The organism is Enterococcus sp. FDAARGOS_553 (assembly GCF_003812305.1).
Lineage (GTDB): Bacteria > Bacillota > Bacilli > Lactobacillales > Enterococcaceae > Enterococcus_D > Enterococcus_D gallinarum.
The window spans coordinates 373,480-397,254 of sequence record NZ_CP033740.1 but is presented as its reverse complement, the minus strand read 5'-3'; the positions used below and the strand labels follow the sequence as shown (position 1 = coordinate 397,254).

At 39.8% G+C, this 23,775-nt stretch carries 20 protein-coding genes; 18 read left to right on the top strand and 2 right to left on the bottom strand.

From position 1 onward, the window contains the following. Positions 1 to 4: 4 nt before the first annotated feature. From EGX73_RS02220 to EGX73_RS02190, 7 genes are all read left to right on the top strand, one after another. Positions 5 to 325, top strand: coding sequence for a PTS lactose/cellobiose transporter subunit IIA (locus EGX73_RS02220; protein WP_003125506.1), 321 nt, complete (start codon positions 5 to 7; stop codon positions 323 to 325). Between the two features lie 27 nt (positions 326 to 352). Next, positions 353 to 691, top strand: coding sequence for a PTS sugar transporter subunit IIB (locus tag EGX73_RS02215; protein WP_003125507.1), 339 nt, complete (start codon positions 353 to 355; stop codon positions 689 to 691). A gap of 15 nt (positions 692 to 706) precedes the next feature. Further along, positions 707 to 2,056 carry a PTS sugar transporter subunit IIC gene (locus EGX73_RS02210; RefSeq protein WP_123866697.1) on the top strand — a complete coding sequence of 450 codons (1,350 nt, stop codon included), beginning with the start codon at positions 707 to 709 and terminating at the stop codon, positions 2,054 to 2,056. 233 nt (positions 2,057 to 2,289) lie between these two features. Continuing rightward, positions 2,290 to 3,372, top strand: coding sequence for a Xaa-Pro peptidase family protein (locus EGX73_RS02205; protein ID WP_003125509.1), 1,083 nt, complete (start codon positions 2,290 to 2,292; stop codon positions 3,370 to 3,372). Continuing rightward, positions 3,356 to 4,396: a M42 family metallopeptidase gene (locus EGX73_RS02200; protein WP_005470430.1), complete on the top strand. Its 1,041-nt coding sequence runs from the start codon at positions 3,356 to 3,358 to the stop codon at positions 4,394 to 4,396. Before EGX73_RS02205 ends, EGX73_RS02200 begins: the two co-directional genes overlap by 17 nt. Further along, positions 4,389 to 5,582 carry a MalY/PatB family protein gene (locus tag EGX73_RS02195; RefSeq protein ID WP_003125513.1) on the top strand — a complete coding sequence of 398 codons (1,194 nt, stop codon included), beginning with the start codon at positions 4,389 to 4,391 and terminating at the stop codon, positions 5,580 to 5,582. The genes EGX73_RS02200 and EGX73_RS02195 overlap by 8 nt, the downstream gene beginning before the upstream one ends. Before the next feature lie 677 nt (positions 5,583 to 6,259). Next, positions 6,260 to 8,434, top strand: coding sequence for an HAD-IC family P-type ATPase (locus EGX73_RS02190; RefSeq protein ID WP_367613631.1), 2,175 nt, complete (start codon positions 6,260 to 6,262; stop codon positions 8,432 to 8,434). A gap of 93 nt (positions 8,435 to 8,527) precedes the next feature. On the opposite strand, the gene EGX73_RS02185 is transcribed toward EGX73_RS02190, so the two are convergent. Next, positions 8,528 to 9,502 (bottom strand): S41 family peptidase, encoded by a 975-nt coding sequence (locus EGX73_RS02185; RefSeq protein WP_003125515.1) that lies wholly within the window; start codon positions 9,500 to 9,502, stop codon positions 8,528 to 8,530. A gap of 242 nt (positions 9,503 to 9,744) precedes the next feature. On the opposite strand from EGX73_RS02185, the gene EGX73_RS02180 reads away from it, so the two are divergent. Beyond that, positions 9,745 to 9,957, top strand: coding sequence for a helix-turn-helix transcriptional regulator (locus EGX73_RS02180; RefSeq protein ID WP_003125516.1), 213 nt, complete (start codon positions 9,745 to 9,747; stop codon positions 9,955 to 9,957). Next, complete coding sequence (locus tag EGX73_RS02175) at positions 9,954 to 10,532, top strand: hypothetical protein (RefSeq protein WP_123866695.1); 579 nt, start codon at positions 9,954 to 9,956, stop codon at positions 10,530 to 10,532. The genes EGX73_RS02180 and EGX73_RS02175 overlap by 4 nt, the downstream gene beginning before the upstream one ends. 210 nt (positions 10,533 to 10,742) lie before the next feature. On the opposite strand, the gene EGX73_RS02170 is transcribed toward EGX73_RS02175, so the two are convergent. Continuing rightward, complete coding sequence (locus EGX73_RS02170; RefSeq protein WP_123866694.1) at positions 10,743 to 11,459, bottom strand: GntR family transcriptional regulator; 717 nt, start codon at positions 11,457 to 11,459, stop codon at positions 10,743 to 10,745. Positions 11,460 to 11,689: 230 nt separating this feature from the next. Between EGX73_RS02170 and EGX73_RS02165 the strand changes: the two genes are divergently transcribed. From EGX73_RS02165 to EGX73_RS02125, 9 genes are all read left to right on the top strand, one after another. Then, on the top strand, positions 11,690 to 12,613 hold the full coding sequence (locus EGX73_RS02165) for an ROK family protein (protein WP_172956405.1): 924 nt from the start codon (positions 11,690 to 11,692) through the stop codon (positions 12,611 to 12,613). After that, positions 12,614 to 15,025 carry a glycosyl hydrolase gene (locus EGX73_RS02160; RefSeq protein WP_123866693.1) on the top strand — a complete coding sequence of 804 codons (2,412 nt, stop codon included), beginning with the start codon at positions 12,614 to 12,616 and terminating at the stop codon, positions 15,023 to 15,025. A gap of 23 nt (positions 15,026 to 15,048) precedes the next feature. After that, positions 15,049 to 16,302, top strand: a complete 1,254-nt coding sequence (locus EGX73_RS02155; protein ID WP_096710754.1) for an ABC transporter substrate-binding protein — start codon at positions 15,049 to 15,051, stop codon at positions 16,300 to 16,302. Positions 16,303 to 16,379: 77 nt separating this feature from the next. After that, the gene (locus EGX73_RS02150; RefSeq protein ID WP_096710753.1) at positions 16,380 to 17,279 is read left to right on the top strand and encodes a carbohydrate ABC transporter permease; all 900 of its coding nucleotides are present in this window, start codon (positions 16,380 to 16,382) and stop codon (positions 17,277 to 17,279) included. Further along, the gene (locus EGX73_RS02145) at positions 17,280 to 18,113 is read left to right on the top strand and encodes a carbohydrate ABC transporter permease (RefSeq protein WP_096710752.1); all 834 of its coding nucleotides are present in this window, start codon (positions 17,280 to 17,282) and stop codon (positions 18,111 to 18,113) included. Positions 18,114 to 18,263: 150 nt separating this feature from the next. Further along, entirely contained in the window at positions 18,264 to 19,001 is a 738-nt protein-coding gene (locus EGX73_RS02140) for a GntR family transcriptional regulator (RefSeq protein ID WP_123866692.1), read from the top strand. A 184-nt stretch (positions 19,002 to 19,185) separates the two neighbouring features. After that, positions 19,186 to 20,931: a class I mannose-6-phosphate isomerase gene (locus EGX73_RS02135; protein ID WP_123866691.1), complete on the top strand. Its 1,746-nt coding sequence runs from the start codon at positions 19,186 to 19,188 to the stop codon at positions 20,929 to 20,931. Positions 20,932 to 21,358: 427 nt separating this feature from the next. Then, a complete protein-coding gene (locus EGX73_RS02130; protein ID WP_005470459.1) occupies positions 21,359 to 22,285 on the top strand; it encodes a LacI family DNA-binding transcriptional regulator in 927 nt (308 codons plus the stop codon). 252 nt (positions 22,286 to 22,537) lie between these two features. Continuing rightward, on the top strand, positions 22,538 to 23,692 hold the full coding sequence (locus tag EGX73_RS02125) for a glycosyl hydrolase (protein WP_253764179.1): 1,155 nt from the start codon (positions 22,538 to 22,540) through the stop codon (positions 23,690 to 23,692). Positions 23,693 to 23,775: the final 83 nt, after the last annotated feature.

Below are 23,775 nucleotides of genomic sequence, written 5' to 3'. Positions count from 1 at the left end.
AACAATGAACGAAAAAGAAGTTGATATTTTTAAAATCATCTCTGCAGCAGGAGATTCGCGAGGAGCAGCTTTTGAAGCGCTAAGATTCGCCCGTAAAGGGGATTTTGAACAGGCAGAAGCAAAAATGAAAGAAGCCAAAGAAAGGAGTATTGATGCCCATGATGTCCAGACAAAGTTGATTACCGGTGAACTGAATGGCGAGAAAACAGAAACTAGTCTATTAATGGTTCATGCGCAGGATCATTTAATGACAAGCTTATTGGCACGCGATTTGATTGAAGAAATGATTGGTATGTTAAAGGAAAAAAGCGAAGAAAATAAGTAATCAAAAAAAAAGTAGGAGGAAAGAAACATGAAAATATTGCTTGTTTGTGCAGGAGGCTTCTCAACGACAATGATGATGGAGTCAATGAAAAAAGTTGTCAAAGAATCAAAAAGCTTAGATGAAAAAGACTATCCAATGGAGGCAATCGGTGTCGACAAATTGGAACGCTATATCAATGACTATGATGTCATCTTAGTTGGGCCACAATTGAGTCACAAATATGATTTCATTAAAGGGGAAGCAGATAAAGTGAACAAACCAACTGTTTTATTAACGTCGGATATCTATGGGTCCATGGATGGGGCTACGGTAATGAAACAAGCGTTGGTTGCATATCGTAAGAATGAAGCATTGAAAACTCAATAATTAGGAGTGAAAAAAATGGAAAGTCCAAAAAAACAGGGTGCTTTTGAAAAAGTAGAAGCATTTATTCGTAAAACATTGGTGCCGGTTGCTAATAAAGTTGATAGTAATGCTTACTTGACTGCGATCAAAAAAGGAATGGTCGTAATGACACCAGTGCTATTATTAGGGTCTGTTGCAGCAATTTTTCCGTCTATTCCTGAGTTCATTACTACACAGGGAGTTGCAAATTGGTTTGAAAGCTACGGTTATATTTTTGGGATTATTTCAAAAGTTTCATTAGGGTTAGTTGGTTTGTATGCAGTTCTAGCAATTTCGTATTTCTTAAGTGAACACTATAAGCTTTATACAGTGGGATCAATGATGTTGTCAGCAATTGCCTTTTTGATTGTAGCAATGGATGTGGATGACAACGGCAATATCGTCGCCAGCTATCTTGATTCTAAGGGCTTATTTACTGCAATTTTCATAGCGATTATTTCGGTCAAACTCTACCAATTCTTCACGAAGCACAAGTTGGTGATCAAAATGCCAGAGGGGGTTCCGGATTTTGTTTCCAGTTCTTTCGAATTGATCACGCCCACTGCGGCTATCGGGGTTCTGTTTATTGTGATCCGTGCGGTTACCGATAGTTTATCTGGGGGTGTTCTTTTACCGCAAGTCATCATGGATATTTTAGCACCGGCTATTGGCAGTCTAGATTCGCTATGGGTGATTTATCTAGTATTAGTTTTACGGTTGGTTTTCTGGTTTTTTGGTATCCATTCAGCGGTTCTTTCCCCGATTCTTTCACCAATCGCAGTGCAATATTTGTCCGAGAACATTGCAGCGCACGAAGCGGGAGAACCATTACGCCATGTCATTACGAATGGTACCTTATCGGCCTTTGCCAACTTTACCGGTTCTGGTGTGACGATTGGCTTAGTTTTAGCAATGATCATCAGTAAGTCACAACGATACAAAAAAGTAGGGGCAGTTGCTTTACTCCCTTCCATGTTTGGTATCAATGAACCTGTGTTGTTCGGTGTGCCGATCATCTTGAATCCAGTTTTGATGATTCCATTTATCTTTGGTGGGGCATTAGTAGGAATGTTCCCAATGATTTGTATGAAACTAGGTTTACTGAACTACCCGATTTTTGATCCGCCTTATGTGCCAATATTTATGGAAGGGTTTCTCACAGGATTCGATTGGCGAGCAGTCATCATTCAAGTGATTCAAGTCGCTTTATCTTTTGGCTTATATTTGCCATTCTTCAAAGTATTGGAGAAACAAGAATTCGAGCGGGAAGCATTATTAGAAGCAGAAAAAGGCAACTCAGTCATCTCAGATGAAGATGAACAATACTTATCAGATATTGATTTCTAGCCAAAGGGGCTGGGGCATAAGTTAGAACAAGTAGCGGATAAACAATAGTGTGGGGAATCTTGTCTGGTAAATTGGGGTACTAGTCCTCTTGCAAAAGAAACCATTCTATCGGTCATCACTTATCTTGTGAACTTGTGCCCCGTTTTTACTATTCTGAGTATATTGTTTACCCTTGAGACGAGAATCAACTATTAAAGATGATTCAGGTTAGAAAAGGAATGAGGGGAAAATAGATGAGGATCGATGCATTAAGAGCAAAACTAGCGGAAAAAAAATTATCCGGACTTGTAGTCACAGATAAAACGAATCGTCGCTATCTTTGCGGATTTACGGGGTCAAACGGCTTACTACTAGTTACTGAAAATAAATTAACTTTGTTTGTGGACGGTCGTTATACAGAACAAGCGTCTCAACAAACAACTGGTGTGGAAATTTGTGAGATCCCGATTGGAAGTCATTTGATCGAAGTAATGCGACCATTTATTGCAGGAATGAAGGTAGGTTTTGAGGCGGAAACCATTTCCTATCAGACTTTTACTGAGCTTCACTTTTTAATGAAGGAGGCCAATGGTCAGCTAATCACCACCAAAAACATGGTGGAAAGTTTAAGAATGATCAAATCATCTAAAGAAATTTGTGCCCTCAGACAGGCGGCGCAGATTGCCGATCAAACATTAGAACGGATCATGCCAATGATTCGAGTAGGGATGACAGAACTAGACTTAGCGAATGAACTCGATTATCGTAGCAAGAAATTAGGTAGCGAAGGCCCGGCTTTTGAAACAATCGTCGCTTCCGGAGAGCGTACCGCGTTGCCTCATGCCCATGCTAGTCAGAAAAAACTTGAAGCGAATGAGCTGATCATGATTGACTTTGGAACGATCTACGACGGGTATTATTCGGATATCACACGGACGATAGGCTTTGGCGAAGTAAAACCCGAGATCCGAGAAACTTATGAGATCCTATTGGCAGCTCAAAAATCAGCTGTTCAAAAGGTTTCTTTCAATAAAACGTTAGGAGAGATTGATCAAGTTGCAAGACAAGCACTGAGGAAAGAGGGACTTGAGGATCATTTTAGTCATAATTTGGGACATGGCATTGGTCTTTCTTGTCATGAATATCCGGCCGTAGCACCCAAAAATGAGTTGTCAATTCAAGCCAATATGACGTTCACAATTGAGCCAGGAGTCTATTTCCCGAAAGAAAAATTCGGTATTCGCATCGAGGACGATATATTAGTAAATGATCTGGGGAATGCTGAACTTTTGACGAAATTCAGTAAGGAGTGGATAACTATTGATTGCAACCGATAAATTATTAATGCGTCTTTCTAATTTAGATGCATTGCCTGGTCAAGAGTCACAAGTGCAAGAGGTGCTGATGACGATCATTGATTCGAATGGCGTCAAAGATTCATTTGGAAACCTCTATTTTGGAGATTTGACAACAAAAAAGAAAAAAATCGCACTCTATGCCCATATGGATGAAGTCGGTTTTTTTGTCCACCGTATCACAGAGGAAGGCTTTGTCTACTTCTATCCGATTGGTGGATGGTGGGGGCATGTCATTTTGGGGCAGCAAGTGCGAGCAACTTGTCGTAAAAACGGCTCTATCATAGAAGGTGTGGTGGGAACGCTGCCAAAATCAACGCATGCAATGTCGGAAGTAGTACCAATCAGTGAGATGTATATAGATTTTGGGGCCAAATCAAAACTTGAATTGGAAGCTGCTGGTTTGCAGATTGGTGATATGATTTTGCCAAATACTCAAGCCAAGAAAAGTTATAATCAGCAGAAGATTATTGGTAAAGCATTGGACAATCGTGTTGCCTGTACGATCATGGCTCAGATCAAAAATCAGATTAAAACGCAACATGTCGAAATCATTGGTGTGGGGACTGTTCAAGAAGAGGCTGGGACACGAGGATCGAAAGTTGCCGCGCAGCAAGTAGATGCCGATATCAATATCGTTATTGATGTAGCCAATGGGAAAGATACGCCAAAAGCTGCGGACTATCCTAATCGTATTCAAGGCAAAGGTCCAGGTCTTGTTCTGGCCGATAAAACCGCATTAGGAAATATAAAGCTGTTGGATTACTGCAAGGAAGTTGCTGAAAGCAATCAAATTCCTTGGCAATATGATTTGTTAGCCGGAGGTGGAACGGATGCTGGTTCGGTTCAGTTAGATGCCGGTAAACCAACCCTAGTCTTTTGCGTGCCGGTTCGCTATTGCCATTCGTGGCATTCCATCGTGGACATCAATGACGTTGAAGCGACGATCGAGTTGATTTCTGCGGTTATTCGTTCCTTGGATGAAGGAGGGATCGATCTTGAGTAACTTTAAAGAACAGCGCTCTCGCTACGGCACGTATTCGACCCAGTGGGATTATGTCCAAGATCGTTTCGGAGAAAAAGGGCTATTGCCCTTCTCAATCTCAGATATGGATTTTATGATCCCTGATGGAACCAAAGAAGTATTGGCTAAAGCTGTGACTAGAGGTTTTTTTGGTTATACTCGCTGGAATCATCTTGATTATAAGCAGAGCATCAGCCATTGGTTTTTGCAGGAATTTGATTGTACGATTGATCCAAACTGGTGTGTCTACTCGCCAAGTGTCATTTATAGCTTATCTCTTTGCATCCAACTATTAAGTCGAAAAGGAGACAAAGTAGTAACATTTACTCCATGCTATGATGCTTTTTATCATTGTATCGCCGGTAACGAACGGGAGTTGATCCCATTTTCCTTAACCAATGATGGGGAACGGTTTACGGTTGATTTTGATGCTTTAGCCAACGTATTTGCTATCGAAAAACCAGCAATTTTTCTGCTATGCAATCCGCACAATCCAACTGGCCGAGTGTTCACTGATCAAGAACTATCCAACTTGGTTTCGCTATGCCAAATGCATAACGTCGCTATCTTGAGTGATGAGATCCATATGGATGTCCGGCGCCCAGGAGAAAAACATCGACCTATCTTAGAATTTATTGATTCGATAGAGGTGCCTGCAGTTTTGCTATCCTCCGCATCAAAGACGTTCAACACGCCAGGACTGGGTGGCTCTTATGCTATCTTTTTGGATGAAAAATTACGAGAAAGATTTTTGACGATATTGAAAGCAAGAGATGGTCTATCGTCGATTCCATATCCTGCACTACTAGCGACAATGGACTGTTATCGGAATCAAAAGAAATGGGCCGTTGAACTCAATCAAACAATCGACGAGAACTTTTTCGAAGCAAAGAAGATACTGTCTGCTGATCCGCGAATTCATTTCACTATTCCAGAAGCAACCTACTTAGGCTGGATCAACATAAAAGATTTACCTTATAGTATGGATGAATTGCAAAGTGTTCTGGTAAAACAAGAAAGAATCGCGATCATGAATGGTAAGGTTTATGGACCAGAAGGTAAGACTTACCTGCGGTTTAATCTAGGTGCACCAAAAGAGAAAATCATTGCTGGGTTGGAAGGTCTCATGCATGCCATTGACTCTTTGGATCAGAAACATTTGAATTAGTCAGAGCGTCATAGGATACTTGTGAATGAAAATTTACTGATCAAAAAAACGGAAATCATTAAAGGCTCAAAAACTTTGATAAAAAGTTTTTGAGCCTTTTTTGTCGAAGCGTGTTCTTTTAACTTTCATTCCAACCCTTTAGAATTTCTAAAGATAAAAAACAACCCGCAAAAAAGATGATACCTCTCTAGTTATTTATTTTAGCAGAAAGGGATTACGAGTATCGTTGATAGAACAAGGTTGCTGAATGTTCAAGTACTAAACAAACGAGGTCAGAAAGGAACATTATGCCAAAGCGTGACAGTGAAGTGACAAAAATGAAACGCCAAGCAGCAGCATATTATGCTATATTTTACACAATTAGGTCATCTTTTATGAGAGGATAAATTATTCTTTAGACTATAAAAAATAAAAGTTCCGCAAAAACCAACCGGAAGTCCTATAGATTAACCAGCCATTCTTACGTAAGATGGAATGAGAGTATGACAAATGATAAGAAGAAAGGGTGAGACATCATCGAAAACAAACATGGATTAACCTCAGCAGAGGTAAAAGCACGGATTCAACGGGGAGAAGTCAACAAATCAAAGAAAGATAAGACGAATTCGTATCCGAAAATCATTTTTACAAATGTTTTTACTTTTTTTAATCTGATCAACAGCCTCCTCTTTTTCTTAGTGGCATTAACTGGTTCTTATCAGAATGGCTTATTCGTTTTTGTCGTTTTTAGTAATGTGATCATTAACATGTTTCAAGAAATCCGTTCGAAGCGAACCCTTGATAAACTGGCGCTGTTAAAAGTTGCCAAAGTCAATGTGTATCGTGATGGCAATTTAGAAACATTGCCGATCCATAAATTAGTCCTAGATGACATTCTGTTATTGAAGAATGGTGACCAAGTTCCGGCAGATGCCAAAGTCATCGAAGGTTCATTGGAAGTGAATGAATCGCTATTGACAGGAGAAATGGATAGCATCAGTAAAGAACCTGATGCTGAACTGTTTTCAGGCAGCTTTGTCACAGCCGGTGAGGCATTTTGCCAAGTCATCCACGTCGGCGAAGAAAATTATATTGAAAAAATCAATAAGGAAGCGAAAACGATCAAGCGGCAAAAATACTTGATTCAAGGAAGTCTGAACAAAGTCATTCGCTGGATCAGTATGATTCTGATTCCATTGTGTACGTTGTTATTCCTTAAACAATATTTTATTACGCATGCCTCTTTCAACAAAGCCATTTTGCGAACTGTCGCCGCAGCTGTAGGAATGTTTCCAGAAGGATTATTTTTACTGACGAGTGTGACCTTAACCATCAGTGCCGTCTATCTGGCACGAAAAAAAGTCTTGGTGCAAGAGCTTAACTGTATCGATGCGTTAGCACGAGTGGATGTTCTTTGCTTAGATAAAACGGGAACGATCACAGAAGGACAAATGACAGTAGAGAAAGTGATCCCTTTTACCTCAGAAGAAGAAATGGCAGAGATCACACAAAATCTACTGGCACATTTACCGGACAAGAACCCAACGGCCATGGCATTAAGAGACTTCTTTCCAGAGAAGGAAACGTATGCGATGCAGCATGTCGTGCCTTTTTCTTCGGAACGAAAATTCAGTTGTGTTTCTTTTGAAGGAAAAGGGACCTACTTTATTGGTGCGGCCTCTATTCTTTTGTCCAACGAGCATGCCCCTGTTTTAAAACAAGAACGAGCGCTGGCTGAACAAGGGTATCGGGTCATTGTATTGGCACATAGCTCTCAGATTTGCGAAAATCATGAGTTACCTGCAACGATTGAACCTTTAGGATTTTTCTTATTATCGGATACGGTCCGATCAGATGCCAAAGCTACTCTAGAGTATTTCAGATCCCAAGCCATTCAGTGCAAGATCATTTCTGGCGATGATCCGGTCACGGTTAGTCAAATCGCCAAAAAAGTCAATCTTCCCGGAGCGTCTGATTATATCGATGTTTCGACGCTTACCTCCGAAGAACTGAAAGAGGTAGTCGGCAACTATCAGATCTTTGGTAGAGTGACTCCACAGCAAAAAAAAGAAATGGTCATTTATTTAAAAGAAATGAATCATACGGTTGCTATGACAGGAGATGGGGTCAACGATGTCCTAGCTCTTAAAGAAGCCGATTGCTCGATCGCAATGGCATCAGGAGTCGATGCAGCAAGACAAGTGGCAAATTTAGTTCTGCTGGAAAACCAGTTTTCGGCGCTGCCTTCGGTACTGGATGAAGGGAGAAGAGTCATCAATAATATTACCCGCTCAGGGTCGCTCGTTTTGGTTCAAGTGCTTTTCTCCATCTTGATCACTATGGGAACACTGTTATCGGGGACCGCTTATCCTTTTGAACCGATCCAACTTACGATCATCAATGCTTGTTTTGTAGGCATTCCTACCTTTTTGTTGAATTTCGAACCGGATTTCAATCGGATCAAAGGCGCCTTTTTGTCTACTATTTTCAAAAATGCCTTCCCGGCTTCGCTGTCAATCGCAATTGGAACATTACTTATTATTAATATCGGGCACTTGTTCGGCAGCAGTGGTCAAGCTTTATCGATCATGTGTGTGATTTTTACTGCATGGAATTACATCTTGATCCAGCGGAAAATTTATCCGCTAAACAGCAAGTACCGAACATTTGTCTTCTTCGGCACACAGCTCCTCTACTTTATCGCATTGATTGTCGGAAGAGATCTATTTAATCTCGGCAATACGACCTATATCAATTTGATTTTGTTGATCGCATTACTCAACTATTCCGTCTTTATCCAACGATTAGCGAGCAAACTGATCCATCGTGTTTTTCGGCGCTATGCTAAAAAAGGTGTCCTTCAAAAATCCTAACTTGAAAACAGCGCTTGTGAAGGCGCTGAGATAGAGTAGGTCAGAATCTAAGGAAAAAAAGTATTTTTAGTAAGGATTTTCTCAAATTGCTGGTTAATGAATGGACTTAAGCCATTTTAGTGCAGCATCTTCCGGGTGGTCAGTTATGACATCAGGAAGAATTGGCTTTTCTTCATACAGTATCCCATTGGAACCTTTGATTTTTGCACCTGCTAAGGACAAAGCGTATTTTCCATAAAGAGGAATCATTGAAACCCCTGTGGCATAACCAGCTGTTTCTTCTCCAAAAGAGGAAACATGGTCTTGTCCTAAAAGAGCAACCAGTACAACTTCAGCTGAACTAGCAGTCTGATGATCTGTTAAGACAGCAATAGGCAAGTGATGAAAGTTTAAGTTAGTTGGTAGACTTAAATTATCTTCTTCAAAACATATTTTCCCGTCTTTCTTGAAGACGGGGATTTTTTTGTTAGGAGAAGTAAATTCGAATAGTTTACCTTCTTTAAAGAAAGGAGCGCATGCCCCTAACATAGGCATCATATTGCCACCGGTATTCCCTCGTAGATCAATAATGACACCTTTGGGATCAGAAATCTTGGAAAGTTGTTCGAGTGCTGTAGTAACGTAAGTGTGCACATTTTCTTCATCACTAGCAGGAAATGAAGGCAAAATGAGGGTCACAATGTTGTCTTCTGCCAAGATTCTAGGGAAAGTAAGCAGAGCTGGATTGAAAAGTGGCGCTTTATCCTCTTGGACTTCAATAATAGCTGAATGATCACCACCAGCTTCCTTTATGGCTTCATTGAGCATGGGCACAACATCATCAAACGTATCGTCTTTTTTGACTTGAGCTAGATAGTTTGGTATTTCTTTCTCAAATCCTGTCTCTTTTGCATATACTCCATAATTCTCCATAATTGTTAATGCATCTTTTGTTAATCGATAGACGGAAGGTGGAATCATATAGATCGGTTTATTAAAAAGTGCGAGTCCGATCTGTAGTCCAAAGAAATGGATCGACAGTCCTAAAATTGCACCGACGGAAAAAAGAGCGATTAATACTTTCTTCATCTCGTACACTCCAATCAATTTTTTATAGGTGGGATTCATTCATTTTAACAGATTATATTGTCAAAATAGAATGATAAGTTATTTTGTTACTAATGAGGGGCTATATCTAACATTTGAAGGAATAAGTTTGTATTTGGAGGATAGATTGGATTTTATCGAAAATCGGAAATGTAAAGGAATCTTTACACAAGCTGTGAAATATGGTAACTTCTATGTAAAGGAAACTTGACAGGAGTGAGAAGATGCCAGTCATCAATCGTTTAAGAAGCATACGTGAGGAACAAGGATTATCACAAGGCGAATTAGCAGCGATTATGGGCGTTTCTCGTCAAACGATCAACGCCATCGAAACCCACAAATACAATCCTTCATTAGAGTTGGCATTACGGATTGCTCATTATTTTAAATTATCAGTGGAGGAGCTGTTTAAATTGACTGGAGGCACAAACGAATGAAAAACAAGTGGGCAAGTATTTTTGAGAAAGTATTACACGTGCTGTGGGTAGCAGCAAATTTGATTTTCTTTACCTGGGTAGGCTATTGGTTTATTGGAGTCTTATTTATTCTTGGCTTTTATCTCTTGTATGGATTACTTCTTCGATCAGTGAGTAGAATGGAAAAAGAGTCTTATGATGAACGGCAGAATCAGTTGAAAAGCAATAGCTATAAGTGGGGATTGAAAGTTGGATTTATATTATTATTTACTATGCCGGGTTTTTTCAGTAATCCTAGTGATTTTGCGTTTTTTCTCATGGGGATCGTAGGTAGTGTGATAGTAGGCTATCAAATGTTGAGCGGCAGTTTTTTTGGACACAATGCTAGTAAAGGTGAAATTTATACTACATTGATTGTCTCCCTAATTATCGGTGCAGGTGGAACATTTCTTTACTGTCGAGACATGGTCATTGGTTCACAGAAGCTAGTTGCAGAGGGGAGAATCACCATTGATTCCGGGTTTTGGCTTGTTTTAGCCAGTTTAATGATTAGCCTAACGGGCTGGATGTATGTGTTTAAGGAGCGTAGGGCATAATCTGAAAAAAAGTATTTTATAAGAAATAAAATTTATAAAGCAAACCTCATAATATTGTTTTACTAGCACAAAGAGGAACAATAAAGTAAAAAGACGAAATCGCTCTTTTTTGCGACTTTGTCTTTTTACTTTGTGTGTTTGAGGAGAAACAATCAATTCATTATTAAAGTAGAAAAATGATTATTCTGTGAGATAAAAGAGTCCTTTGGCTCATCGAAAAGCAATATAATACTTGTATTCATTCCCAGTATAATAGCATTCGGTGTATTCCTTGAAGTCATGCGATGTATCTGAGGCAAAACGGCTTCTTTTTAAAACGGGTGTGCCCAATTTGATCCTCAGATGGTAAGCGACTTCTTGCATCGGCATGATGGCTTCAATGACTTCTTTATCGTTGACAACTGTAATACCCTGTTCGTTTTTTAGATAAGTATAAAACGAACCATAATAATCAAACGGATCTAAACTAAAGGACTCACTAAATTTAAAATAGGTTAGAAAGTAACCAATATTTTTTTTGTCCTGCCCCATAAGACGTTTTAGTACGATTATTTTCTCTCCAACTTCGACATCTAAATAGGTGGCGAGTTTTTTGTCAGCGTGAGTAATCAATACATTGACTTTTTTTGTTACAAAAGAATCACCAAACTCTTCGATTTGATCGGTCAGACTCTTGATCAATGTGAAACGATTGTCCTCTAAAACACTATTCTTTTTAACGAAGGTCCCCTTGGAGCGTTCCCGCTGCAATAAATTTTCTTTGACTAGTTCATCAATAGCTTTTCGGATCGTAATACGGCTAACATGGAATATCTCGCAGAGCTGAAACTCGGTTGGGATTTTTTCCCCTTCACGCCATCTTTCCATTTGTACATTATTTCTCATTTCTTCTGCAATCTGTAAGTAATAAGGAATTCCGCTAGACATAATGAACCTCCTTTTATTGTTATATACAATAGAACATAATCTGAAATAAGCTGCTGTTTCAGCCGTTAAAAATGTACAATAAACGCTATTGAAAACGCTTCTTTTAACGATTATACTATTGTCATAACTAAAATACAATATCGTGTTTCAAATGATCGGACAAACGGAATTTTTGCATAGGCAATCTCAAATTTATTGGAAAAATCGAGACTGCCAGAAGGAGGAGCTTATTGGATCAGTTAGTTATTTGTTTAGATGTTGGGGGTACTTTTGTTAAAGGAACTGTATATAACAACAAGAATAAGCCAATACTCGAAGGGATAAATTATTATCCTGCCCATGCAAACAAAGGCAAAGAGGAGATATTGGAGAATTTTTTTCAGATTATGAGTGATTTGTATCAGCAAGTGGCTATCAATGAGAAAATAGTCCAAACACTAATGATCGCCTTTCCCGGTCCATGTGATTATGAGCAAGGTATTTGTCTTATTCAAGGGTTAAATAAATATGAGAGTTTGTATCAGACGAATATCAAACATGCTCTGAGACAAAGAATCAAGCATTCACAAGAGCTGCCCACTACAACTGACTTCAGTATTTCGATTTTTAACGATGGGACTGCATTTGCATTTGGGGAGTATGCTTCACAGTCTTTTGCCCAAAAAAAGGGCATCTATATTGCGATAGGAACGGGGTGCGGATCAACGTTTATCAAAAATGAGGAGATGATTCGCGGAGCCTATGGGATTCCTAGATCAGGAATGATTTTTAACGAACCGTATAAAGAAGGTGTTATTGATGATTATCTTTCAGCAAGAGGACTCGAACAAATGATTGAGCAGGTAATCGGTGAGAAATTAAGTCCCAAGACAATTTCAGATCGTGCCAAAAGGGGTGATCAAGCTGCATTGGCAATTTTTAATCAATTTGGCCAACGAGCGGCAGAAATATTGACGCCCTATGCCAGACTGTTTCACCCTGATGAGATCGTTTTTGGGGGACAGATCAGTAAAAGCTTTGAATTTATGGAGACAGGAATTCTGGCTGTCTTTACAAAGGAGAACATTCAGACAACGGTCAGGGCAACAAAGGATACCTCAAAAGCAGTTATTCAGGGATTAAATACCCTAAAAATAAAGAAAGCAGGTTTATAGATGGCGACAAAATTTAAGATGTATTTGATTTCTCATTCCCATACGGATATCGGTTACACAGATCGACAAGAGAAAATTGAACGGTACCATGTAGACTTTATCAAACAAGCAATCAATATTTTTCAGTCGATCGAGTCAGGCATCCACAAAGAATGGGAAGGATTCAAATGGACTTGTGAGAATTATTGGCAAGTTGAAAATTTCATCAATCATGCGACGGAAGCAGAAATTGCAGAATTTAATCGATTGGTTTTGGCAGGAAAAATTGATGTTTCACTGAATTACTTGAATATGACCGAGTTGGCTGATGATACAGTCTACCGATCAAAATTGGCAGCAGGGAAAAGGTGGGCGCAGGAGCTTGGATTTACCGGAAAATCAGCCATGACGGCTGATGTGAATGGGTATAGTTGGGGCTATGCTTCTGCGCTTGTTGACAACGGGATCGATCACTTGTTTTCATGTGTCCACGGGCATCATGGGTTAGCACCATTAAGGAGGCAGCAGCGACCTTTCAAATGGCGAACACCCGACGGTAAAGAGCTACTAGTATGGAATGGTGGACATTACATGTTAGGCAATGAATTTTTGCTGATCCCTAATACGCGTTTTACGTATCATTTAAAAGACGAATTTGAGAACGATACAACTACCGATCAATTTCAAATCACGGAACGACGTATTTTTAGATATGTGGCTTCGTTGAAAGAATATGGATATGCGTATGATTATGTGCCAGTAATGATTTCGGGGGTTGTTTCTGATAATGCGCCCGCTAATGGTGCATTGATGGATACGATCCATCAATGGAATGCGCGCCATGGCGATGAAATCGAATTGGAAATGATAACGCTTACTGATTTCTTTGCACTTGTTGAAAAAGAAACGGTGCCGGTATATTCAGGTGACTGGAATGACTGGTGGGCCGATGGTGTGGGCTCAACACCGGCTGCCACGAAGATTTACAAAGAAGCCCAGCGAAAGTATCACTTGGCGAAAAAATTGGATCCTGACGCAACGAGAGGAATTGCTTCAGAGGTGAAAACAGCTGAAGATAATTTGATCATGTATGCCGAACATACGTGGGGCTATTCTTCATCAATCTCTGAACCATGGAATACGCTGGTCAATGATTTAGAATATCGAAAAACCAGCTATGCCACGATTGCGAATGTGGCTGCTTCGAAAAATCTCGATGAGATTCTGGCAAGCTATGGGCAAGTATCCATCTATCCAAATCGGGAAAAGAAATACAAATTGCTCAATCCCCATGATCAATCGGTTACAGATATGGCAACGGTTTTGATTGAGGAATGGGAGCATGTTGATGGAACCTACATCACTGAGAAGAACATGTCTCTGATAACAGCCACAGATTGTGCTACAGGCGAAATCATCCCATCGCAAACAGTTAAAACGGCACGAGCGATCGAAGTAAAAGTATGGGTCACTTTGAATCCTAAAGAAGAGAAGATTATCAAACTTACAATTGGAAAAGTGCCCGAGAAATTATATGATCTTTCTTTGTCACAAGGATCAGAAGGCGTAGCAGATGTCGTACCATCTTCCAGCAAAGATATCGCTACAGTTAATCGAATTGAGAATGATTTTATTCGAATGAGCATTGATTCCACTCAGGGAATCGATGAATTGGTATTTAAGAAAGCCAAATCTGACATTCTACATCCAAAACGAGCGCAAGCTTTATTTTCGGGAATTTATGAATATACCCAGATACGAACAAATCCAGTAGAAGAGCGACGAGTGATGGGTAGAAATCGTAAAGGAAAATTTGCCAAACGTTATACAGCGGAACTAACAGATGTTCAGATTTTATCTGATGGTGACTTGTTTACGAGTGTTCTTTTAGACTATCAACTTGCAGGAACCAATATTTATGCTGTCTACCTAAAAATTTACAAAATGGCTTCCAGAATCGATGCCACGATCCGGGTGCACAAAACCAGCGAATGGGCACCAGAGAATCTTTATGTCGCACTGCCGTTTAACTTATCCAATAGTGAATTGTTCGTGGATAAAATGGGTTGTTTGATTCGTCCGGGCATCGATCAACTTCCAGATACAAATATGGATTTTTATCTGACTCAGAATGGCTTGCTTTATCAGTCTGAAGAAGAGCGGCTTTTGATCAATTGCAATGATGCACCGTTAGTGACATTTGGGGACTTAGCAGCAGATGAAATTACGTTAGCCAATGACCAGAGCGCATGGAAAAACCAAGAGATTGCCTATTCTTGGATAATGAATAATTATTGGGAAACGAACTTTAAAGCAGACCTCAGCGGTTTCTATGAGTTCAATTATTCGATCCAATACAGTGATGACATGCAGCAAGATAGTCAAACACAGTTTACGAATTTAGCACAAGGGATAATCGGTCTATCAATTTAATTCAACTAAAGGGAGGTCATCATGTGAAAATATCAAAAATTTTGTCAGGGGCCATGTTGTTTTCAGTTTTGCTCATTACTGTTGGTTGTGCCAAAGGATCGGATTCCACAGCAAGTAAAGATCAGAAAGACTCAATTGAGATTTTGAATGATAAGAATCAAGGGACAGGGAAAGCAAAAACATTTGTACCAATTTTAGAAAAAGAAACGGGATTATCAGTCAAATTTATCAATACACCAGATCTAAGCTCATATCAAACAAATATCCAACAGTCCTTACAAGGAAATGATGCACCAGCATTGTTTACTTGGTGGACAGGAAGTATGTTGAAAGACTTGGTCAAAAACGATTTAGTCGAAGATTTGTCTGATCAATGGGCGGATTATGAAGCAGCGGGTGTCAGTGATCAAATAAAGGATGCATTATCAGTGGACGGTAAAGTTTATGGAGCACCCTTGAATATGATTTATAACGGTGTTTATTACAACAAAGAGATTTTCAATAAATATGGCATTGAGGAACCACAAACATTTGATGAATTTCTCAATGTGTGTAAAGTGCTGAAAGAAAACGGAGAGACACCGATTGGAATTGGGAATACATGGCAGTCATTTTGCTGGCCGCAAGCGTTGATGGGAAGCCTTGATCCAGACTTGTACGAAGAATGGATCGCTGGGAAAGTGCCATTTACAGATGAACGAGTTAAAACTGTTTTCTATCAATGGATCGATATGATTCAAAAAGGCTATTTTTCCGATGTGCAGCAAGACCAGATCAAAGAGTTTTCCGGTAATAAAACAGCGATGTTCTATCATGCAACGAATTCTTTGACGAGTTTGAATGAGGATTACGGTCTGGAATCGGGAAAAGACATAGATATGTTTATTCTGCCAGCAAAAAACAGTGCAGATAAAAAAGCAATTTTTTATGAGGTGGCACCATTGCTGGTCGGTAAGAACAGCAGTAATAAAGAAAACGCAAAAAAAGTATTGAAAGGATATTTCACACAAGAAGTGCAGCAAGAGTATGCAGACAAAACTGGAATGGCCGCAGTGACAAACGTGTCATTTAATGACCCAATCAGTAAAAAACTGGTTGATGAAGTCAATGATACCGACAATTATTCCTTGCATCTACGGTATTATGAGCAATTCAATCCAGAACTTGTCAATTTCTCTATCGATGAATATTGGAAAATCTTTTCTGATCCTACGAAAGATCAGGTAGATAAAAGCTTAGAGGCCATCCAGAACAAATGGGAAAGTCTGAATAAATAAAGCGTGACGGAGGCTGCGAGATAGATGGAATCAGAATATAGACCTACTAGTCGAGCAGCCTCTTATGAGGAGGAACTATGGAACATACGGAAAAAGTACTACTGCGAAAAAAAGCAAAACGATTCTCTCTCAAATCACTGGTCCCTTATCTATATGTACTCCCGGCAGCTGTTTTGGTCACGGTGTTTTTTGTGATGTCAGCGATTTATACCCTCGGATTAAGCTTTACGGATTGGGACGGATTATCCGCGCTTCATTTTATCGGCTTGGATAATTATCTCCGATTGTTTCAGGATGAGTATTTTATTCAATCTTTTCTGAATACGTTGATTTGGGTGTTCTTTGCTTTGATCATTCCAGTGATTATTCCATTGTTGTTAGCAATAATGATAACCAATAGTCGTTGGGGGTCTATTTTCAAAAATCTGTTTTATTTGCCGAATGCCGTCTCTCCAACGATTGGTGCACTGATCATGACTTCATTATTGTCGAATTATGGATTACCGAAATTACTAGAGTTATGGGGTCTTACTGAGAACACCACCTATTGGTTAGGCATTCCACATGTCAACACATTTGTCATGATTGGCGCAAGTATCTGGCAGGGGATCGGCACAAATTTGATTCTGTTAATTGTCGGATTGAGCAATCTTCCCGGAGAGCCAATCGAAGCAGCAAAATTAGATGGTGCTTCGACTAATCAGCTTTATCGATATGTGGTTCTTCCTTTATTAAAACCAACATTGATCGTTGTGCTTTTAATGGCGATCATCAATAGCTTCAAAACCTTTGACGGCATCTGGTTAATGACAGGGGGAGGACCGTATAGGAGTTCCGAGACACTAGCAGTGACCATGTATAAAGAATCTTTCATCAATGGTTCCTATGGTTATGGATCGGCTGTAGCAACTGTGTTATCGGTCATTGTTTTGCTCATCTCAATCATTTACCTAAGACAAACATTTAAGGAGAAATAGATGGATAAAACAAAAAAAAATTTTAGGATAAATAATTTGATTTTATGTATCCTAGGGTTCATTTGGCTGTTTCCTTTTACTTTTGTATTAGTAAATAGCGTGAAATCAGGCGCTGAATACAACCAAGGGAATTTCTGGGATCTGCCTACGGGAATAGCAATCCAACAATCCATCGATTTTATCAGTGAACGGGTTTCCCTCATGAATGGGTTCTTGAATAGTTTGCTTTATGGAGTGCTTTCGGCAGCAATAGCGATTTTATTAGCGGCACTAGCCGCCTACGCCATTACCAAACTAAAGATAAAGGGGCGCTTCTTTTGGTTCATGCTGATATATAGTGGAACGATTTTTCCCTTTCAAATGTACCTTGTCCCCGTGTACAAAATGTATACTCAATTCAACTTATATGATACACAAATAGGGATGATCCTATTTTATTCAGCGATTTCCATTCCATTTTGTATATTTGTATTGCGAAATTTTTTTGACGGATTAGGCAATGAGCAGCTGGAAGCGGCTCGCATCGATGGTGCATCTGATTTTCACGTCTTCTATAAAATCTATTTGCCAATGGCTAAAGCACCTATTTCCGCATTGTTTTTGTTCCAGTTTTCATTCGTCTGGAATGATCTTCTATTTGGTTTTACGTTTAGCAAATCGGGAAACATTCGTCCGATCATGACTGTATTGTCCCAGTTGAATGGACCAAATGGAGCAACGACGAATGCGCCTGCAGTACTATTAGCTTGTGCGATCGCATCGATTCCAACGATTTTTCTTTATAGTGTTTTGAACAAAAACTTTGAAAAAGGACTGGTGATGACAGAGAAATAGTATTTTCTTCCTCCTAGTAGCAGGAATGCGTAGTGCATTCAGATATCAAGCTGTCAACACTCATGGTTAAGGAAGCGCATTCATTGTAGCTTGCTATTTTTTTCTGAATATATTATTGTTATGACAATAAAGCTAGTAGGAGGATGGACATTGAAAGACAAGTTAGCAAAAAAGAAAGGAACCAGCCCGCTCTATAGTCAAATCGCGGATGATTTAAGATTCAAACTCCTATCTGGAGAATGGAGAGCAGGAGAAAAAATCCCTCCGGAACTTGATTTATGTACAATATACGATGTCAGTCGAATCACGATCAGAAAAGCCATTGATGAACTTGTTCGAGAAGGACATTTGTATCGTGAACGAGCAAAAGGAACCTTTGTTTTGTCCTTGGATCACACGACAGAAAAAGAGCATTATACAATGGTCCGCGGTTTTACACGAGAGATGGAGGAGTTAGGAAAGACTGTTCGTACACTGATGGCGCACGTCCAATTGATTCATGCTTCTGAGCGGATTTCTCAGCAATTAGGGATTGAAAATGGCGGAGAAGTGCTTCAAATCAGACGGACAAGGGGAGTCGAGGGCAGCAAAGCATTCGCTTATTTTGTCACTCACATTCCATATACAGAGAAGTTCTCATTAGATAGCAGCGACTACTACGGGTCACTGTACGAGTACCTCAAACAATTCAACATTGTATTGAGCGAGTCCAAAGAATATGTGGAGGCAGTCATGGCGACACCTGAATTGCAAGCAATTTTAGAAATATCGGATGTGACGCCAATTCTAAAACGGGTACGGATGGTTTCAAGCAGTGATGGACAATACAAGGAAATCAGTGATTGTTACTACGTGGGTGACCAATATCGTTATTACGTTGAAATGTAATCGTAAAAAAGTAAAGTGCAAGATAGGCTAGCTATTTTGTACTTTCTTTATAACGATTATGAGAGAAACATATCTAACTGGAAATCTTCTCATTTTTAAATGTTATGACAAAATAACATAAAAGAAGCGGAGCAAAATTTAGTCCGCTTTTTCAACATCAAAAAAGTTAAAGAGAGGAATCCAAATGTATAATTTACAACCAGAAATCAAAATCAGTCAGACTGCAGACACTTGGGAAAGCTATGAAGCAATCAGCAAAGAGTTGAACCGTCTATTAAATGAAGGGAAGAATAGAATTGCTTTAGAATGCTATCCGGGTGTGAATCTCGAGGAACTAGAGCAACACTTGTTTCGTCATCTATCAGATATATGCTGTGTCAAAGCGGATGACTATGCATATGATGCTGAAACGGTAACGAAAATGATTGCAGCAAATCTAACGGATGACCGTGTGTTTGGCGTGATGTCTCATGCCGATCTTGCGCAATTTTTCCCCCACTATGAAATACAGCAATGGCGAAAGAAAGCATCTAAGATGGAAAAAATTCTTGTTTATGGAACTGGTGCAACCCTCTTGTTACCTGATCCAGATATTCTTTGTTATGCTGATTTGACGCGTTGGGAAATCCAAAAACGATACCGCAGAGGGTTGACCAACTGGAAAGCTGCAAATGCGCAGGAAGATAATTTAAAAAAAGTAAAACGTGGATTCTTCTTTGAATGGCGTGTCGCTGATCGACTGAAGCAGAAACTTACAGACAAAATCGATTACTTGATTGATACAAATGTAGCGAATCAGCCAAAGATGGTAACAGGATCAGGTTATCGTGCCGCATTAGACGAAATCGTCCAGCAACCTTTTCGGCTACTACCTTACTTCGATTCCAGTGTTTGGGGCGGGCAATGGATGAAGGAAGAATTCAATCTGGATTCCAGCCAACAAAATTATGGTTGGGCATTTGATGGCGTGCCAGAAGAAAATAGTGTGTGCTTAAATTTTGCAGGAACTAAAATCGAAATACCCGCGATCAACATTGTTCACCAAAGACCGGTCGCCTTGCTTGGCAAGAAAGTACAGGCCCGTTTTGGCAATGAGTTTCCGATCCGCTTTGATTATTTGGATACCGTTGGAGGAGGCAATTTGAGTCTGCAAGTTCATCCACGCGTGGACTATATTCAAGAGAAATTTGGCATGACTTATACGCAAAACGAAAGTTACTATATTTTGCAAGCTGGTGAACGTTCGACGATCTATTTGGGAGTGACCGAAGGAACAGAGAAGGAAGAATTATTTAGAGAATTGAAAAAAGCAGAGAATGGCGACTATCGTTTTCCAGACGAGAAATACATCAATTGTTTTCCAGTTAAAAAGCATGACCATTATTCGATTCCCTCAGGAACGATCCATTGCGGCGGACCAGATACGGTCGTTTTAGAAATCAGCCAGACACCTTATATTTTCACCTTCAAACTCTGGGATTGGGGACGTCTAGGATTAGATGGGATCCCCAGACCGGTCCATCTTGTACATGGAGAAGAAAATGTCAATACAGCGTATGATACCGCCTGGGTCCAAGAAAATTTAATCAATCCCTTTGAAACATTGTATGAAGATGAAGAAATCCGGGTGGAAAAGACAGGGTTGCATGAGCTAGAATTTATTGAAACACACCGCCATTGGTTCAAAAAAGAGGTCACCGTATCTGTCCATCAAAGTGTGAATATGTTGAACTTGGTGGAAGGAGAAAAAATCACAGTTGAAAGTGTGACCGACAGTTTTGCCCCCTTCGAGATTCATTATGGAGAAACATTCATTGTACCAGAAGCAGTGAAAAACTACCGATTAGTAAATCAAGGAGATCCCAACAAAGAAGTTGCTGTGATTCAAGCATTTGTTCGAGGATTATCTACAGAAGCAACCAAGCTTTGATCACAGAAAAATAGGAGTCGTTGTGACAAGCGAGTAGAATAGGGATTAAAGGCATTCATTGACATAAAGAAAATCAGCCGAAGGAATCGAGTCATTGAACATACAAGGACTAGGATTGAAGTGATTCGTTGATAATCTACCCGAAGAAATGGCTAATAATGAGCGGTTGAGAAAGTGCAACGAGGCTCATTGAGATTATGAACAAGCCAACTATTCTTCGGGTATTTTATGTTCACAGATTTTGTTTGGTAACTTTGACAGTGCCAAATACTCTTCATATATCGCTTTGTAGCAAATACTCCTGAAACGTTCCATCATAAATTTCATAGCCAGCAGTCTGTTCTTGGACTAGTTTTATGGTAGACTACAACTAGACAGAGGAAGATAAAGCAGCAGTGAAAATACATAGCATAAGGAGCAACTGTTTATGGCAACGATTCGAGATATTGCAAGAATGACTGGTTATTCCATCACTACGGTTTCCCGGGTTATCAACGGCCATCCGTATGTGGAAGAACAAAAGCGTCAAACCATTTTAGCCATGATGAAAGAACTGAACTATAAGCCGAATAAGATCGCTCAGAAACTAAGCTCAGGAAAAACATTCAATGTGGGAGTCATCGTACCATTTGTGAACCATCCCTTCTTCGATAGAATACTAAATGGCATTATGGAAGAAGCATTTGCGCAACAATATAAGGTGACGCTTTTACCAACTAATTTCGATAAAGCCTTGGAGAAGGACTATTTAGAAGAGTTCGCTGCCAAAGGGTTCGATGGATTGATTGTCATCACTCGTGCCAACCATATTGAGACATTTCGCCCCTATCTTGAAAATGGTCCTATCGTTTTTTGTGAAGATGCCAGCGGAACGGATGTCCCATTTGTAACGATCGATCAAGTTGGCTCAGTGACAGCCAGCATCCTTTATCTTAAAGAACAAGGCGTTAAACGGTTAGGCTTGACTCTTGGCCGCAGCAAACGACTCAGCTGTAATTCGATCAATACGATCGCTAAAGCAAAGGAGCTCTTTCCCGGGTTTTCAGAAGAGGACATTTTTTGGGATTGTATCAAAGCAGAAGATGGCGAGGCTGCGGCTGTTTTTTTCAAAGACCGGGGCGTTGACGGGATCATTACCAATGGAGATGAAATCGCAGCGACAATATTATCTCAATATGGGGAAAGAAAAGCACCTCTGATTATCGGTCAAGAAAACTTACTGATCAGTCGATTACTGAACTTTTCAACCGTTGAATTCCATTTGCACCTCTGTGGACGAGAAGCGTTCCGTCTATTCCAGGAACGGAGTAGGGAACAAATCGTTTTACCGTTTGAATTGCTTGTTCGCAGTTAAGCAATGCTCTAAAAATGTGTTATCAAAATCACCATTCTTTTTTAGGAGACTGCCGTTTCGCAAGAAAAGGATAAGAAAGCCCTCATGAGAATAGAGGGCTTCTTTTGTTGCTATTTTTTAGTGCATTCTTTTTTTACTTTAAAGAAAAATCTTTAATTTGTTATGAAATACCTATAATTTGTTCTTAGATATTTCATTAAGTAAGCGCTAACATAAAGTGTATCAAATTTTATTCTGAAAGGATGGATGTTGATGAAAAAAGTCGTTTTGGGATTGTTTGCCGCTAGTTCGTTGTTGCTTTGTGGGTTTTTGTTTGGGGTTGAGGGATCTGCCACGACTGTTGATAAATCGGAAAAAACATTTATGGTCTATTACCGCACATGGAGAGATCAAAGTATTCCATCTGAACAAAATAATCAGATCCGAATGACAGATATTCCTTATGGTATTGATGTGGTCAATGTGTTCCACGCAAATGTGAGTGATGCAGATAGTAAAGTCTTTTTTGATGAAGTCGCCAATGTTTATGGACCAGAATTACACAAGCGAGGAACAAAGCTTGTACGAGGATTAGATTATCGCGAACTATTGAAAGTTCCTACAACGCAGAGCCAACCAACAGCAAAAGAATTTGACGATTATGCAAAGCAGCTTTTAGATAAATATATGACACCAGGAATCGATGGCCTTGATTTTGATATGGAAAGTACTTATACTACCAGTCAACTGAAAATCGCCCATGGGGTGATCGAGGCCCTCTCACACTATATTGGACCGAAGTCAGACACAGATACACTGCTGATTTATGATACTGTAGATATCTTTTCCCTAGAGCCATTTACTCCTGTTTCATCAGCGTTCAGTTTTTTGGGTGCACAGCAATATGGATCGAATGCCACGCGGGCGGAGTCTTCATGGAACAACACGTTCTCAAAGACAGGTATCGAACGGTCTCAGTATTTAGTCGGTCTCTCGTTTCCTGAAGAACGTACCAATCAAACATGGGGAGATACCCGTGAACCTTATGAGTCCAGCAATCTCTATAGTGTCGCAAATTATGTCCGTACAACTGAAACTGGAGGCATGTTTCTTTATGCGATTGACCGCGATGGTATCCAAGGAAGAAACGATCAGTTGTTGAAGACGGACTTTCTCTGGACAAAAACGGCGATTTTGGAATCAAAAGGCTACTCTTTGGCGGAGTCGCAAGCTTTTGCTAAGCATTATCTTGCTAGAAAGAACGACCAGTTTTCCAATCGCCAAGTTCAAGAATTAAGTCAACAAATCGAACGTGCCACTTCTCATTATGAAGTGAATCGAGTGTTTTTGGCTGCTAAGTATGAAGAAGCGGTCAGCCCTGAATATGACCCATTGAAAGAAGCTGCGCTTATGGCAGCAGAACAATAGACTCTATGCAAAAAAACTCTTCGTAAATGATGTGTAAATATCTGATTATTATAGGAGGCGTTGACAGTGAACAATAAGAATCA